We start from the raw sequence: 15,319 nt of genomic DNA, 5'->3' as shown, positions 1-15,319 counted from the left end.
CGAATCGCGACGCGCCGGGTCAGCTGAGCGACTTCGCGATTGCTGACTCCCACGACGACATCATGTCGGGATAGTCGGCGGCGAACTTCCTGAGCCATTCGCCGCCCTCGGGTGTCAACGCGGTGAGCTCATAGGTGACCGTGACCTCGGTAAGGCTGTCGACCGGCGTCAGCCGGACGTCCACCGTGCCGGCGTCGCGGCCCGCGGCGACCCGGGCGTACCGGATGCGGCGGTCTCCTTCGCGGTCGACGACGACCCAGGTGACGGGCTGTCCTCCGTGGTCGGTCAGGAACACCGTGCCCACCGCGGCGTCGTCGGCGACGGCTTCGGGGAACACCGGCTCCCAGCCTTCGACCCAGTCGCGTTCGCCTCGCGCGGTGAAGAGCTGGAAGGCTTCGGCGACAGCCAGCCGTAGGGTAAAACCACCGTCAAGTCTCATGCGCACAGCAAAGCATCTGCGCGGCCGTGAACAGGGCCGAGCCACCCCCGTCTTTCCATGGCCCGGCCCGTTCGTGGTGAGACCAAGCTTGGGGCCTCGCTGTTAATAAAATGTTGTCGCCGGGGCCGGCGGATGTGAGGCTGGTCCACTGGGGAGTGTCGGCGTTCGAGGATGGGGGACCGGGGTGGAGGTCCGCCTGCTGGGTCCGGTGGAGATCTGGGCGGACGGCCGGGCGGTCGAGCTCGGCCCGCCGCAGCGACGGCACACGCTGGCGGCCCTGGCGGTCGATGCGGGCCGGCCGGTCACCCTTGAGGCTCTTGCCGCGCGCGTGTGGGACGAGCCGCCTCCAACGGCGGGCCGGGTGCTGCAGGTGCACATCACGCACCTTCGGCGGGTGCTGGCCGAAGCGGCGGGCACACCGCCGGCCCGTCTGCTGCGCCGCTCCAGTGGTTACGTGCTCGACGTGGCGCCCGAACGCGTCGACGCCCACCGGTTCGCCGACCACGTGCGGCGTGCCCGCGGCGCCGACCCGGCCACCGCGCTGACGCTGCTGCGCGCGGCCCGCGGGTTGTGGCGGGCGGAGCCGCTCGACGGGTTGAAGGGCAGCTGGGTGGAGCGCTCCCGGCACGCGTACCGGGAGCAGTATCTCGCCGCCACGGTGGACTGGGGGCTCGCCGAGCTGCGGGCCGGCAGCCCGCTCGCGGTGCTCGGGCCACTGGCCGAGCTCGCCGTCGATCACCCGCTGACCGAGCCGCTGGCCGATGTGGTGATGCGTGCCTATGCCGCCGCCGGGCGGCCCGCCGACGCGCTGGCCTATTACGCCGAGTTCCGCCGCCGGCTCGCCGAGGAGCTGGGCGCCGACCCCAGCGCCACGTTGCAGGCCCTGCACCAGGCCATTCTGCGGGGCGAACCCGCCGGAGCCCAGGTCACCGTTGTCGTGCCGGCCCAACTGCCGGCGGACGTTCCCGGTTTCGCCGGCCGGGCCCGGGCCCTGCACGCGCTGGACGATCTGCTCGCGGAGACGGCGATGGCCGTGGCGGTGGTGTCCGGCACCGCCGGGGTGGGCAAGACCGCCCTGGCCGTGCACTGGTCCCACCAGGTCCGGTCCCGTTTTCCGGACGGCCAGATCTTCCTGAGCCTGCGCGGCTTCGGCCCCACCGGACAGGTCGTCTCCCCGCAGGAGGCGCTCCGCAGCCTGCTCGACGCGCTGGGCGTCGCGCCCGAGCGGGTGCCGGCCACTCTCGACGCGCAGGCCGCCCTGTACCGCAGCGTGGTCGCCGGCCGGCGGCTGCTGCTGGTGCTGGACAACGCCCGCGACGTCGAGCAGGTCCGGCCGTTGCTGCCGGGCACCGCCACCGTCGCCGTCGTGGTGACCAGCCGGGCTCACCTCACCGGTCTGCTGGCCGACGGCGCGTCCTCCGTGCCGCTCGGCCTGCTGTCCTGGGTGGAGGCCGAGGAGCTGCTGATCAACCGGCTCGGGCCGGCGGCCGTGGCTCAGCGCGGCGCCCTCGATCAGGTGATCACGGCCTGCGCCCGGCTGCCGCTGGCGCTGGCGATCGCCGCGGCCCGGACCCGGCAGACGAACTTTCCCCTGACCGCGCTCGCCGCCGAGCTCAGCGAGGCCAATGACCGGCTGACCGCGCTGGAGGCCGGCGACCCGGCCAGTGATGTGCGGGCGGTGCTCTCGTGGTCGTACGCCGCGCTGAGCGGGCCCGCCGCGCGGCTGTTCCGGCTGCTCGGTCTCGCCGCCGGACCCGACTTCGACGTGCCCGCGCTGAGCAGCCTGGCCGGGCTGCCGGAGCGGGACCTCCGCGCGCCCCTGCGCGAGCTGACCCGGGCCAGCCTGGTCACCGAGTACGCCCTCGGCCGCTACAGCCAGCACGACCTGCTGCGCGAGTACGCCGCCGAGCTGGCCCGCCGCGACGACCCGGAGGACGTCCGCCGGTCGGCCACGGTCCGCCTGCTCGATCACTACACGCACACCGCGTACGCGGCGGATCGCCTGCTCAACCCGACCCGTGAACCCATCGCGCTGCCCCTCGGCGAGCCGGCCGCCGGCGCGCGCCCGGAGCGGCTGAAGGACCTCGGCGCCGCCATGGCCTGGTACGGCGAGCACCGCGCCGTCCTGTTGGCCGCCCTGCGGCAGGCCGCCGCGGCGGGGCTCGACCGGCTCGCGTGGCAGCTGGCCTGGGCGGTGGACACCTACTCCGCCCGGAAGGGCCATCTGCACGATCAGGTCGAGGCCTGGCCGATCGGCATCGCGTGCGCGGGCCGCCTCGGCGAGCTACCGGCGCGCGCCTACGGGCACCGCAACCTGTCTCAGGCCTGCATCCGGCTCGGCCGCTACGGTGAGGCGGACGACAACCTGAAGCGCGCGCTGGAGCTCTTCACGACGGCGGGCGACCGCATCGGCCAGGCCCGCACCCAGCACCACCTGGCGTACCTGTGTGGCCAGCAGAAGCAGCCCGCGACCGCCCTCGAGCACGCTCGGCAGGCTCTGGAGCTCTACGCCGGCACCGACGACCGGACCGGGCACGCCGAGGCGCTGAACGCGGTCGGGTGGTACCACGCGCTGCTCGGCGAGTTCGAGCAGACCCTGCCGTACTGCCGGCAGGCGCTGGAGCTCTTCGAGGCGGACGACGACCTGCACGGCGCCGCCGGCGCCTGGGACAGCCTGGGATACGCCCACCACCACCTCGGTCACCTCGCCGAGGCCGTCGACTGCTACCAGCACGGCCTCACCGCGGCCCGGGCCCTGCATCACGACGCGTTCGCCGCCGATCTGCTGGTGCACCTCGGCGACTCTCACCACGCGGCCGGGCAGCTCGACGCGGCGCGCGTCGCCTGGACCGAGGCGGAACAACTGCTGACGGCGCTCGACCACCCGAGTCTCTCCAGCGTCCGGGAATTGCTACGCCGGCTCGATGACTGACGTACTCACCAAGGCATTGGCTCGTAGTCTTTGAGGAAAGAGCCGTAGACGTCCTCGCCCAGCTCGCCGCGGACGATCGGGTCGTAGACGCGGGCGGCGCCGTCGACCAGGTCGAGGGGGGCGTGGAAACCCTCCTCGTGCAGGCGCATCTTGGTCGGATGCGGGCGCTCGTCGGTGATCCAGCCGGTGTCGACGCTGGTCATGAGGATGCCGTCGGCGAACAGGTCGACCGCGCTGGTCCTGGTGAGCATGTTCAGGGCGGCCTTGGCCATGTTCGTATGAGGGTGGCCGGCGCCCTTGTAGCCGCGGCTGAAGACGCCCTCCATGGCCGAGACGTTGACCACGTAGCGGCGGGGGAACGGTGACCTGGTCATCGACTCGCGCAGGCGGCTGACCAGGATGAACGGGGCCGTCACGTTGCAGAGCTGTACCTCCAGGAGCTCCAGCGCGTCGACCTCGTGGACCCGGTCGCTCCAGCTGTTGGTCGACGTGGTGTCGGGGACCAGGCCGCCGGCGTCGATGGTCAGCGAGCGGGCGGTCAGCGCCAGCTCGGTGACCTGCTGGGGGGTGAAGGCGCCGGTGGTCAGCACGGCGGCCGGCGAGGCGCCGACGCTGCCGATGTATTCGAGCTGGGGCAGGTCGCCGGAGGGCAGCGGCTCCTTCTCGGCAGCCGTGATGGCCGAATAGGAGCCGGGCGTACGGCGTACGGTCTGAGCCGCGTTGTTGATCAGAATGTCCAGCGGACCGCGGGCCGCGACCGAGTCGGCCAGGGCGACCACCTGGGCCGGGTCGCGCAGGTCGATGCCGACCACGTGCAGGCGCTTGAGCCAGTCGGCGCTGTCGGGCATGGCCTTGAAGCGGCGGACCGCGTCGTGCGGGAAACGGGTGGTGATCGTCAGGTCGGCGCCGTCGCGGAGCAGGCGCAGGGCGATGTACATACCGATCTTCGCGCGGCCGCCGGTGAGCAGGGCCCGCCGGCCGGTCAGGTCGGTGCGGGCGTCGCGGCGGTCGTGGTTCTTCTCGGCGCAGGCCGGGCACAGCTGGTGGTAGAACGCGTCGACCTGGGTGTAGCGCTGCTTGCAGATGTAGCAGCCGCGGGCCTGGCGCAGCACGCCGGCCACGGCGGCCCTGGCGGTGCTCTTGAGCGGGATGCCGGCGGTCTCGTCGTCGATGCGGCCGGGGGCGCCGGTGGCGGTCGACGCGGTCACGGTGCGGTCGTTCTCCAGGATGGCGTCGCGGCGGTCGCGGCGGCGCTGGAGCTTGGCCGTCTTGTAGATGCCCGCGGTGGCCCGGCGCACGGCCACGGCGTCGGGGTGCTCCACGGGCAGGGACTCGACCTCGGCGAGCACCGCGAGGCAGAGCGCCAGGCGCTCGGGATCGACCCTTTTCTCCGACATGCTGCCCTTATCTCTCATCGTCAAACCTGCGGTGGACCACTTTACTTATCGAGCGCGGCGACCGTCTTCTCAAGGGCCTCGGCCAGGATTTCGGCCAGCGGGTTGGGGCGGCGCTTCGGCATCACGATGCCGATGTAACGGGTGGGGCACGGCGGCCGCAGCCGAACGGTCGTCACGCCGCTGGTCAGGGCCACCTCGGGGATCATGCTGATGCCGACGCCGGCCCGCACGAGCGACTGCGCGAAGACGTAGTCGGTGCCGCGACAGGCCACCCGCGGCTCGTAGCCGGCCATGGCCGCGTAGTGGTCGAGCATGTCACCGACGACCAGGCAGCCGTGCACCCAGCGCTCGGCCGCGAGGTCGGCCACGGTGACGGCGTCCCGGCCGGCCAGGTGGTGGCCGTCGGGCAGCGCGATCCACATGGGGTCGGCCATCAGCGGCGTGAAGCACAGGCCGGCGGGCTGCGGCGGCGGCCCGTCGTAGTGGTAGACCAGCGCCAGGTCGGCCGCGCCCTCGCGGACCAGCGGGACGGCGTCCTCGGGCTCGTTCTCGAGGACGGCCAGCTCGACGCCGGGCCGTTCCTGGGCGAAACGGGTCAGGGCGGCCGGCAGGAGACGCTGGCCGCCGCTGGTGAAGGTGGCGACGGTCAGCTTGCCGGTGTCGGCCTTGGCGAGGCGGCCGATCTCGTGTTCGGCGCTGGCCAGCTCGGCCGCGATGGCGTCGCCGGCGTCGACCAGGACCCGGCCGGCCTCGGTGAGTTCGACGCCGCGTGTGCTCCGGATCGCCACGGCCGTGCCCAGGGAGCGCTCGAGGGCGCTGATCTGCTGGGACACGGCGGACGGCGTGATGCGCAGGGTGGTGGCGGCCCGATTGAAACTGCCGAGCCGGGCCACCTCCCGCAGGATCTGCAGGCGCCGTACGTCGATCACCCGTCCAACCTCCCCGCCACCGCCCTTAAGCGGACTAAAGATAAGTTTTTCTAACGGCCACATCAGTAGGTAGGTACTACCGCTTACTACCGTAGGCGACGAGGCTCGAGGTGTGAATCGTCGCGCCTGGCTCCTCTTCCTGCTCGTCTCCCTGCTCTGGGGCATCCCCTACTTCCTCATCAAGGTCGCCATCGAGGACCTCTCACCCCTGCTCGTGGTGGCCGGCCGCATCGCCATCGCCGCGCTGATCCTGCTGCCCATCGCGGCCGCGCGGGGCACGCTCGCCCGCCTGCGCGGCCACCTCGGCCCGGTCGTCGTCCTCTCCTTCGTGCACATCACCGGGCCTTTCCTGCTCATCACGTACGGCGAGACGCACATCAGCTCCTCGCTGACCGGCCTGCTGATCGCGATCGAGCCGGTCGTCATCGCCCTGCTCATGGCCCGCCGGGAGCCGCTCAGCCCGATCCGGATCGCCGGGCTGGCGGTGGGCTTCGGCGGGGTGGCCCTGCTGGTCGGCCTCGACCTGTCGGGCGACCGCTGGGGCCTGATCGGCGCGGGCATGGTGCTGGTGGCGACGCTGAGCTACGCGGTGGCGACGATTTTGGTCCAGCGCCGGCTGGCCGACGTGCCGACCGAGGCCCTGACCGGCGCGACCACGGGGATCAGTGCGGTCGTCCTGGCGCCCTTCGCGGTGTTCGCCCTGCCGGCTTCGCCGGTCTCCGGTTCGGCGTGGGCTTCGTTGGTGGTTCTGGGTCTTTTGTGTACGGCGGTCGCACTGCTCGCCTTCTACCAGCTCATCGGGCTCGTCGGGTCGGCGCGGGCGGGCCTGGTCACGTACGTCAACCCGGTCGTTGCCGTTCTTCTCGGCGTGATCCTGCTGAACGAGCACCTCGGCGTGAGCACGATCGCGGGATTCGCCCTGGTGGCGGCGGGGTGCTGGCTCTCGACGCGACCGGCCCGGGCGGTCGCGCCCGAGCCGTCGGCGGTCGCCGTAGGGTGACGGCATGCGGATATTGATCACCGGGGCCCGGCGCGGGATCGGCGCGGCCATCGCGGTCGGGTTGGCTCGCCCCGGGGACACCCTGCTGCTGCACCACCTGGACGCCTCCGCGGAGGCTTCCGCGGTGGCTCAGCGCTGCCGGGACCTGGGCGCCTCCGCTGCTCTGCTCGAGGCCGATCTGTCCGATCCGGCCGCCGTCCGCGGGCTCGCCGCGGAAGCCGGTCCGGTCGACATCCTGATCAACAATGCGGCGCGCGCCTCGAACGTCGATTTCTCCGATTTGACGTACGACGAGTGGTCGCAGACCTTCGCGGTGAACGTGACCGCGCCGATGCTGCTCGCTCAGGCGCTCAGCGAGGGCATGGCGGCGCGGGGCTGGGGCCGCATCGTCAACGTGGTCTCGCCGACCGTCGTGATGGGCGGGCCGTCGGGGCCGGCGTATGTGTCCAGCAAGGCGGCGCTCATCGGGCTGACCCGATCACTGGCCCACGCGCTGGGGCCGCACGGCGTCACGGTCAACGCGCTGTCGCCGGGCGCGATCCGCACGGAGGGCGAGGCCGAGCTTGCGAAAGGCCACGACCAGGAAGCCCACTCGCCGCTGCTGGCCCGGCAGGCGGTGCCCCGGCCCATCGTGCCGGAAGATCTCGTCGAGACCGTACGCCTGCTCGTCTCCGACGGCTCGGCCGCGCTCACCGGCCAGGTGATCGAAGTAGGCGGGGGACTGGTCTTCCGCTGACCGCGGTCATCTTCCACTATGGCCTGATGACGGAAACGACGTACGACGTCATCGTGGTCGGGGCGCGCTGCGCCGGGTCACCTCTCGCGATGCTGCTGGCCCGCCGGGGATATCGGACGCTCCTGGTCGACCGGGCCACCTTTCCCAGCGACACGGTGTCGACGCACGTCATCCACCCGCCGGGCGCGGCCGCGCTCCAGCGCTGGGGGCTGCTCGACAAGGTGGCGGCCACCGGATGCCCGCCGGTGGGCCGGTACTCGTTCGACTTCGGGCCGATCACGCTGTCCGGCGCACCGGGCAGCGCCGAGTCCCCCTACGCGTACGCCCCCCGCCGTACCCTCCTCGACAAGATCTTGATCGACGGCGCGGCCGAAGCCGGCGCCGAGGTGCGCGAAGACTTCACGGTCGACGAGGTGCTCGTCTCGGACGGCCGGGTCACCGGCATCCGCGGGCGCGGACCGGGCGGGACGCCGGTGACCGAACGGGCCCGCGTGGTGGTCGGCGCCGACGGGCGCAACTCGGTGGTGGCCAAGACGGTCGAGGCGGCTGTATACGAAGACCGGCCGCCCCTGACGGTCGGCTACTACTCGTACTGGAGCAACCTGCCGACCGACACGTTCGAGGCGTACAGCCGCCCCGGCCGCGGCTGGGCGGTGTGCCCGACCAACGACGACCTGACCCTGGTGATCGGCGGCTGGCCGCACGCCGAGATGGCCGAGCACCGCGACGACGTCGAGGCGACGCTGATGGAGACGTTCGCGCTGTCGCCGTCGTTCGCCGAGCGGATCCGCGACGCCAAACGCGAGGAGCGGATCTCCGGCATGGCGGTGCCGAACTATTTCCGTACGCCGTGGGGGCCCGGCTGGGCGCTGGTCGGCGACGCCGGATACAACCGCGACTTCATCACCGCGCAGGGCATCACCGACGCCTTCCTCGACGCCGAAGGACTGGCCGAGGCGCTGGACACGACGCTGAGCGGCACCAAGCCGTACGACGAAGCCCTGTCCGGATATCAGGCCAAGCGTGACGCCCGCGCCATGCCGGTCTACCAGATGACCCTGGGCATCGCCTCGCTGCAGCCGCCGGACGAGCAGACCGTCCAGTTGATGTCGGCCCTGGCCGGCACGCGGGAAGGACAGGACGCGTTCGCCCGGCTCAACTCGGGCATCACCTCACCGGCGGAGTTCTTCGCGCCGGAGAACGTGGGCCGGCTGCTGTCCCTCGGCTGACAGGCCCGGCGGGCCGGCCGTGCCATCGTCGGTCGGATGGAGCTGCGAACCAGGTTCACCGAGGAGTACGGGCTTTCCACCCCGATCGCCCAGGCCGGCATGGCGTTCGTCGCCATGACGCCGGAACTGCCGGTCGCGGTCAGCAACGCCGGGGCCATGGGAGCGCTCGGCGCCGGCCTCATGCCGGCGCCGGCGCTCGCACAGACCATCGCCGGCATCAAGGCGGGCACCGACCGGCCGTTCCACGTCAACTTCATCACCGGCTTCACCCAGGACGCCCAGATCGACGCGGCCGGCGCCGCCTCGGTGGCGGCGGCGTCATTCCACTGGGGACACCCGCCGCGCACGTGGATCGACCGGCTGCACGAGGCCGGCGTCCGCGTCTTCGAACAGGTCGGCTCGGTGGACGCGGCGAAGCAGGCGGTGGACGACGGCGTCGACCTGGTGGTGGCGCAGGGCGTGGAAGCGGGCGGGCACAACTACGCGACGCTGCCGACGTTCGCGCTGGTGCCGCTGGTCGTGGACGCGGTCAGCCCGGCGCTGGTGCTGGCCGCGGGCGCGATAGCGGACGGGCGAGGGCTGGCGGCGGCCCTGATGCTGGGCGCGGACGGGGCGTGGATCGGCACCCGCTTGGTGGCCACCGACGAGTCCGGAGCCCACGACGGCTACAAGGAGAGGCTGGTCACGGCAAGGGCGACGGAGACGGTGCGTACGTCGCTGTTCGGCCCCGAGACACCAGAGTTCAACCCGATGCGGGTGCTGAGCAACCGGGTGACCGAGCAATGGCCGCGGCAGCCCCCGCCCGGCGCCGAACGCCCGGTGATCGGGCACACCAGCCTGGGCGGCCCCGAGATCGAGATCCCGCGCTTCTCCAACCTGGTGCCGACCCGGGTGACGAGGGGCGACCTGGAGGAGATGCCCCTGCTGGCCGGCCAGGGCGTGGGCCTGATCGACGGCGTGAAAAGCGCCGCCTCGGTGATCGCCGACATCACCGCCCAGGCGTCGGAGATGCTGGGCCGCTACCGCCCCTGACCGCGAGCCACCCGTTGCCCGCGCGGCTCCCACCGGCGTCGTGCCGCCGCGGGCTTCTGACGGGTGCCGGCTCGCCAGCCGGTGTGTGGTTCGTCAGTTCGCGGCTTCCGGGTCGTCGGAGGCGCCGACGGGGCGCGGACGGGCCGGGATCTGGTCGGCGAGGCTGGCCGGTCGCCGGGTGGGCTTGACCTCGGCCAGGGTCTCGGGCCGGCGACCGCCGCCGGGGCCCTCGTCGGTGCCGGCGGGCTTGGGGCGGCTCCGGCTGTACTGCGCCAGATCGGCCGGGCGGGTCTCCCGCAGGTGGTCGCCGAGATCCGCGGGCCGGCGAACGGGCGCGGGAGGCAGAGCCCGGGGCGCCGGGAACGAGGGCAACTCCGGCATGCCCGGCGCCGACTCGGAGAAGGAGGCCTCGTTACGCCCCGACCGGTGCGGCAGCGGCTGATCCGCAAGCGACGCCGGCCTGCGCACGCCGGCCGGCTGGACCGGCAGACCGGGCTGAGCCGGCAGCGTGGGCTGAGCGGCCGGTGTGGGCTGGGCGGGCAGCGTGGGTTGGGCGGCCGGTGTCGGCTGGGCGGCCGGTGTCGCCTGAGCGGCCGGTGTGGGCTGGGCGGGCAGCGTGGGCTGGGCGGCCGGTGTCGCCTGAGCGGGCAGCGTCGCCTGAGCGGGCAGCGTGGGCTGGGCGGCCGGTGCCGGCTGAGCGGCGGGTGTCGGCTGAGCTGGCGGCGTGGGCCTGACGGTCTGTTCCGACTGGGCGGGGAGGCCGGACTGGGCGGTCTGTGCCGATTGGGCCGGCCGGGCTGGCTGGGTGGGCTGTGCCGACTGGGCGGACGAAGCGGGCTGTGCCGACTGCGCTTGCTGGGCGGCTTCCTCAGGGCGGCGCTGGGCCGGGATGTCGGCGCGGCGCTGCGGGAGGTAGCTGCTCAGATCCGTCGGCCGATCACCCCGGCCCACCGGCAGGGCTGGAAGGGCGGGGAACGCCGATGGCTTCGACTCCGCCGGTGCCGAGCTCGCGGCGGGCAGTTCGGGCTGGGCCGGGCGCTGCGGAAGCGGCCGATCGAGGTTGGCCCGGAACGGATCCGCCTCGGACGGCTGACGTCGCGGCAGCGGGTCGGCCTGGAACGCGCGCTGAGGCAGAGGCTCCGGACTCGCACGGAACGGGTCGACGTCAGCCAGCGTCCGCCGCCGCGGCAGCGGACTCGCCTCGGCCGGTGCCGGGGGCGCGGCTTCAGCCACCGGCGGGGCCGGGATGACGGACGGGGCGTCATCCGCGAGCGGCGCTTGCGCGGAAGCAGTCGACTGGGTGTCGGCGGTCGGCCCGGTCGGGGCCGGCATGCTGCGCCGAACCCCAGGCGCGAGCGGAGGCGCGGCCGGAGCGGCGGGCCGGGCGTCGGCCGCGGGCGAAAGTCGCGCCGGCGCAGCTGGCGACGCCTCTTCCGCGAGTGGTGTCTGGGCCGGGAACGTGGACGAGGACTCTGCCGCGAGCGGTGTCGGGAAAGCGGATGGAGTCTCGGCTGCGGGTGAGGGCTGGGGTGTGGGCTCTGGGTCGGGGAGGGGCTGGCGGCGGGGCAGGGGGGTGGACTGGGCGGGTGCCGTGGGTGGGGCTTCGGCGGGTGGGGCCGGGCGCTTCGAAAGCAGGGAGGGCTCGGCGACGGGTGGGGCCGGTACGTCCTCGGCGGTCGGTGCGGGCTCCTCGAGGGCCTTATTGATCTGCGAAGCGGGGATGCGGCGGGTCGAAGCCAGGTCGGGGGCGGTGAAGCGGGTTGTCGCTTCGAGGTCGGGTGCCTCGAACCGGCTGGTGACGTCGAGCCCGGCCTCGACGTGATCGTCGGCCTCGGTTGTGGGCTGCGCTGCAGGCTCGGCCGGTGGGGTGGTGCGGGCGGCTTCGAGGTCGGCGGGGGACAGGGCCCGGGTGCGCTCGAAGTCGGTGGCGGTGGGCGGGATCGGGGGCAGGGCCAAAGGCTCCCGGAAGAAGGTGGGGGCCTCGGGGCGGTCGCCGAAGAACGGGGTGGGTGCGGAAGTGTCTACCGGGTCGGGTTCGGCCGGTAGGGCGAAAGCGCTGGTGAAAGTGCTTGTGGACGAGGTGAAGAAGAACTCGTCGGGTGCTGAGTAGTCGGTGTAGTTGCTGCTGCTGTAGGTGGAGCCGTTCGAAGGCTCCGAAGGCAGGAGGAAGCCGGTCGAGCTGGGGTAGACCGAGCCGCGGGGGAGGTCGTCGTCCTCGATGATCTCGGCGTCGATGATGTCGTCGTCGGGGTCGGAGGTGGTGGTGTCGGTGGTCGACCGCACGGAGACCGGGTCGGGGGCGTGGGCGTAGGCGGCGTCGGCCTCGTCGGCGGCCATCTCGGCCTGGGCGCGCTCGATGCCGGCGCGAACGGCCTCGGCGGCCGCGGCCTCGACCAGCCGGGATTCGACCGAGTCGGCTGAAGGCTTCTCGAGGGCAGTGTCGGCCGCAGCGGGCGCCTCATCCGCCTCGGACGAGGTCGGCTCTGCGGGCGAGGGGGACTGCGCGGAGGAAGACGACGCCGTGGGCGAAGACGACGCCGTGGGCGAAGACGACTCCGTGAAGGGGGGCGCCTCCGCGGACGAGTGCGATTTCGCCGAGGAAGCCGACTCCGCGAGCGAGAAGGGCTCTGCGAGCGAGGAGGGCTCTGCGGGCGAAGAGGGCTCCGCGGCCGAGCGGGACTCCGCAGGCGAGGTCGGCTCTGCGGGCGACGGCGACTTCACGGACGAATCCGATATGGCGGACGAATCCGACTTGTCGACGGTCGGCGAGGCTTCGGAGGACGACGACGGTTCTGAGGAGGATGCGGCCGGAGACGGCGAGGGAGAGCTGGTTGAGGCGCCGCTGCCTGATCCGATCACGGGGTAGGCGGCGGTGCGGTCGTCGGCGGCGGGCTCGGCGCGGGCTCCGATCACCGGGTAGGCAGCCGTGCGGTCGTCCGCGCCGAGGTCGGCGACGGCCGCGGCGGCGTCGGACGTCGAGGTGGCGTCGGATGTCGCGGTGGCGTCGGACGTCGCGGTGGCCGAGGTGGTGCCGGACGAGGCAGCGGTCGCTCCGGCAGGCTCGGCCGAGTGGTCGGCGGTCTGGGCGGAGGAATCGGCAGCCGGTTCGGCCGAGGAGTCGGTGGTCGGCTCAGCGGAAGAGCCGGCGGCGGAGGCGCCGACGGTGGGCAAGTCGCCGGCGGAGGAGTCAGCGGTAGAGGTGTCGTCGGCGGGAGAGCCGGCGGTGGGGGAGTCGGTGGGGAGTGGGTCGGGGATGATTTCGGCGTCGATGGGCTCGTCGTCGGTTATGCGGGGGAAGACCTGGGTGGCGGCGGTGTCCGTGCCGGAGGGGAGGGCGAACGGCGATGAGGCGCCGGGCAGGGCCCTGGGCTCGTCGAAGAACGGCGTCAGCCAGGTCGGGGCCGGGCCCGCCGGGAGGGCCAGGACCTGGGTGTCGTCGGTGGCGGCGTGGCGGCCGGCCGGGAGTTCGCCCGCGTGTTCGGACAGGCCGGCCTTCTGCTGGAGGCGCTTCAGGGGGCCGGGGGCCCACCAGGCCGCGTTGCCCATCAGGCCCAGGACGGCGGGGACCAGCAGCATGCGGACGACCGTGGCGTCCAGGACCAGGGCGACGATCATGCCGACGCCGACGAAGCGCATCGTGGTGACCGAGGAGAGGGCGAAGGCGCCCGTCACCACGATGAGCAGCAGGGCCGCGGCGCTGATCACGCGGCCGGTGCGGGCCAGGCCCGTCGTCACCGCCTCCTTGGAGGTGGCGCCCTGCGTGCGGGCCTCGACCATGCGGGAGAGCAGGAACACCTCGTAGTCGGTGGACAGGCCGAACACGACGGCCGCCATCAGCACCACGATGCCCGCTTCCAGGGGCGCCGGTGTCACGTTCAGCAGGCCGGCCAGGTGGCCGTCCTGGAAGATCCACACCAGGATGCCGAAGGTGGCGCTCAGGCTGAGCGCGCTCATCAGCACCGCCTTGATCGGCAGCAGGATCGAGCCGAAGGCCAGGAACATCAGGATCAGCGTGGCCCCGACCAGCAGACCGATCATCAGCGGCAGCTTGTCGGCCGTGGCCTGGAGGCTGTCGATGTTGCGGGCGGTCGTGCCGCCGACCAGGAGCTCCACGCCGGCCGGCACCGGCAGCGCCCGGATGCCGTCGACCACGTCGCGCGACTCGGTGCTGAACGGGTCGGTCGAGGTGAGGGTGGCCGTGAAGACCGTCGTGTCCTTGGCCCGCTGGGCGGGGGTGATCTGCGCGATGCCGGGGATCTGGCGGAGCTGGACCGCGAACTTCGACGTGTCGCCCTGGCCGCGCAGCACGATCTGCACGCCGTCGCCGGCGAACTGCGGGTAGCTCGCCTGGAGGGTCTCGATGGCCTGGCGGCCGGGGTCGCCGGCGGGCAGGGTGCGCTCGTCGGCCTCGCCGAAGCGGACGCCGCCGATCGGCAGGGCGAGCAGGATCAGGCCGGCCAGGATCGGCACCGCCACCAAGACCGGGCGGTGCAGCACACCGGTGGCCAGCCGGGCCCAGAACGACTTGTCGGGGTCGCCGGCCGAGAAGGGCAGGCGGACCGGCAGCTTGTCGACGCGCGGGCCGAGCACCGCCAGCACCGCCGGCAGCAGGGTCAGCGACAGGAGGGCGGCCAGGCCGACGGCGGCCAGACCCCCGTACGCCAAGGAATTGAGAAAGCCCTGCGGGAACAGCAGCAGCCCGGCCAGCGCGATCATCAGCAGCGTGGCCGAGAACAGCACCGTGCGACCGGCCGTCGCCACCGTACGGCGGACCGCCTCGGCCGGGGAGCGCCCGGCCGCCTGCTCCTCGCGGAAGCGGCCGACCATGAACAGGCCGTAGTCGATGGCCATGCCCAGCCCGAGCAGCGAGGCCACGTTCACCGCGAACGAGTTGACCTCGTGGTGCGAGGCGATGGCGTGCAGGATGCCGAGCGAGCCCAGCACCGCGGCGCCGCCGACCAGCACCGGCAGGGCCGCCGCGACCAGCGAGCCGAAGATGAACAGCAGCAGGATCAGGGTGATCGGCAGCGAGATGGCCTCGGCCTTGCCCAGGTCGGACGTGGAGCGCGTGGTCGACGCGTCGGCCAGGACCGTCGCGCCGGCCAGCTGGACCTTGGCGCCCTCGACGCCGAACTTGTCGTCGACCTCGCGGTACGCGTCGAGCTTGGCCCCGTCGTCCGCACCGGCCAGGGTGACCACGGCGACGGCGCTGGACTTGTCCTTGGCCGCGTACTGGGCGCTGCGCGTCTGCCAGTACGACGTGGAGCCGGTCACCGCCGTCTTGGGCAGCGCGGCCAGCCGCTCACGGACCCGCTTGCCGAGCGCGGCGTCGTCGATCTTGCCCTTGGTGGGGGTGTAGATCACGACGAGGTCGCCGCCCTGCGCCCCGAACGCCGCCGTGGCCGCCTCGGCGGCCCGGGAGGACTCACTGTTCGGGTCGTTGTAGCCGCCCTCGGACACCTGCCCGAAGACACCGAGCCCCCAGACGCCTGCGCTGATCACCGCGACGAGCGCGACGGCCAGCACCGGCCACCGGAAGCGGGCCACCCACGATCCAAAGCCCGCGAACACCTAGTAACCCCTTTTGTCGCCTACGGCCGGCGCTTCCCGGCCGGCCCGATATGC

General features: G+C 72.9%; 9 protein-coding genes. 5 read left to right on the top strand and 4 right to left on the bottom strand.

Annotated features, from left to right (window positions below):
• Positions 1 to 19: 19 nt before the first annotated feature.
• Positions 20 to 439, bottom strand: a complete 420-nt coding sequence (locus CRP55_RS21445) for an SRPBCC family protein (protein WP_097321908.1) — start codon at positions 437 to 439, stop codon at positions 20 to 22.
• Positions 440 to 623: 184 nt separating this feature from the next.
• Here CRP55_RS21445 and CRP55_RS21440 point away from each other — a divergent pair, with 184 nt between their 5' ends.
• On the top strand, positions 624 to 3,371 hold the full coding sequence (locus tag CRP55_RS21440) for an AfsR/SARP family transcriptional regulator (protein WP_218854659.1): 2,748 nt from the start codon (positions 624 to 626) through the stop codon (positions 3,369 to 3,371).
• Between the two features lie 5 nt (positions 3,372 to 3,376).
• On the opposite strand, the gene CRP55_RS21435 is transcribed toward CRP55_RS21440, so the two are convergent.
• Together CRP55_RS21435 and CRP55_RS21430 are read right to left on the bottom strand one after the other, a co-directional pair.
• Entirely contained in the window at positions 3,377 to 4,786 is a 1,410-nt protein-coding gene (locus CRP55_RS21435; RefSeq protein WP_245923256.1) for an SDR family NAD(P)-dependent oxidoreductase, read from the bottom strand.
• Between the two features lie 23 nt (positions 4,787 to 4,809).
• A complete protein-coding gene (locus CRP55_RS21430) occupies positions 4,810 to 5,697 on the bottom strand; it encodes a LysR family transcriptional regulator (protein WP_097321906.1) in 888 nt (295 codons plus the stop codon).
• Positions 5,698 to 5,809: 112 nt separating this feature from the next.
• Here CRP55_RS21430 and CRP55_RS21425 point away from each other — a divergent pair, with 112 nt between their 5' ends.
• From CRP55_RS21425 to CRP55_RS21410, 4 genes are read left to right on the top strand one after another with little or no spacing between them, the layout of a single operon-like run.
• On the top strand, positions 5,810 to 6,697 hold the full coding sequence (locus tag CRP55_RS21425; protein ID WP_097321905.1) for a DMT family transporter: 888 nt from the start codon (positions 5,810 to 5,812) through the stop codon (positions 6,695 to 6,697).
• A gap of 4 nt (positions 6,698 to 6,701) precedes the next feature.
• A complete protein-coding gene (locus CRP55_RS21420; protein ID WP_097321904.1) occupies positions 6,702 to 7,433 on the top strand; it encodes an SDR family NAD(P)-dependent oxidoreductase in 732 nt (243 codons plus the stop codon).
• A gap of 26 nt (positions 7,434 to 7,459) precedes the next feature.
• On the top strand, positions 7,460 to 8,662 hold the full coding sequence (locus tag CRP55_RS21415) for an NAD(P)/FAD-dependent oxidoreductase (RefSeq protein ID WP_097321903.1): 1,203 nt from the start codon (positions 7,460 to 7,462) through the stop codon (positions 8,660 to 8,662).
• A 36-nt stretch (positions 8,663 to 8,698) separates the two neighbouring features.
• Entirely contained in the window at positions 8,699 to 9,694 is a 996-nt protein-coding gene (locus tag CRP55_RS21410) for an NAD(P)H-dependent flavin oxidoreductase (protein ID WP_097321902.1), read from the top strand.
• 93 nt (positions 9,695 to 9,787) lie between these two features.
• On the opposite strand, the gene CRP55_RS55715 is transcribed toward CRP55_RS21410, so the two are convergent.
• Entirely contained in the window at positions 9,788 to 15,265 is a 5,478-nt protein-coding gene (locus CRP55_RS55715) for an MMPL family transporter (RefSeq protein WP_281260802.1), read from the bottom strand.
• Between the last annotated feature and the right edge of the window lie 54 nt (positions 15,266 to 15,319).

This window comes from Paractinoplanes atraurantiacus (assembly GCF_900215205.1).
In the GTDB taxonomy this organism is placed as follows: Bacteria; Actinomycetota; Actinomycetes; order Mycobacteriales; family Micromonosporaceae; genus Actinoplanes; species Actinoplanes atraurantiacus.
The sequence above is the reverse complement of the archived record's forward strand: the minus strand, read 5'-3'. Positions and strand labels throughout refer to the sequence as shown.

Bases quoted from the DNA above. Each gene is read 5' to 3' on its own strand.
- CRP55_RS21445 (WP_097321908.1), bottom strand. From the start codon at position 439: ATGAGACTTGACGGTGGTTTTACCCTACGGCTGGCTGTCGCCGAAGCC.
- CRP55_RS21435 (WP_245923256.1), bottom strand. From the start codon at position 4,786: ATGAGAGATAAGGGCAGCATGTCGGAGAAAAGGGTCGATCCCGAGCGC.
- CRP55_RS21420 (WP_097321904.1), top strand. From the start codon at position 6,702: ATGCGGATATTGATCACCGGGGCCCGGCGCGGGATCGGCGCGGCCATC.
- CRP55_RS21415 (WP_097321903.1), top strand. From the start codon at position 7,460: ATGACGGAAACGACGTACGACGTCATCGTGGTCGGGGCGCGCTGCGCC.
- CRP55_RS21410 (WP_097321902.1), top strand. From the start codon at position 8,699: ATGGAGCTGCGAACCAGGTTCACCGAGGAGTACGGGCTTTCCACCCCG.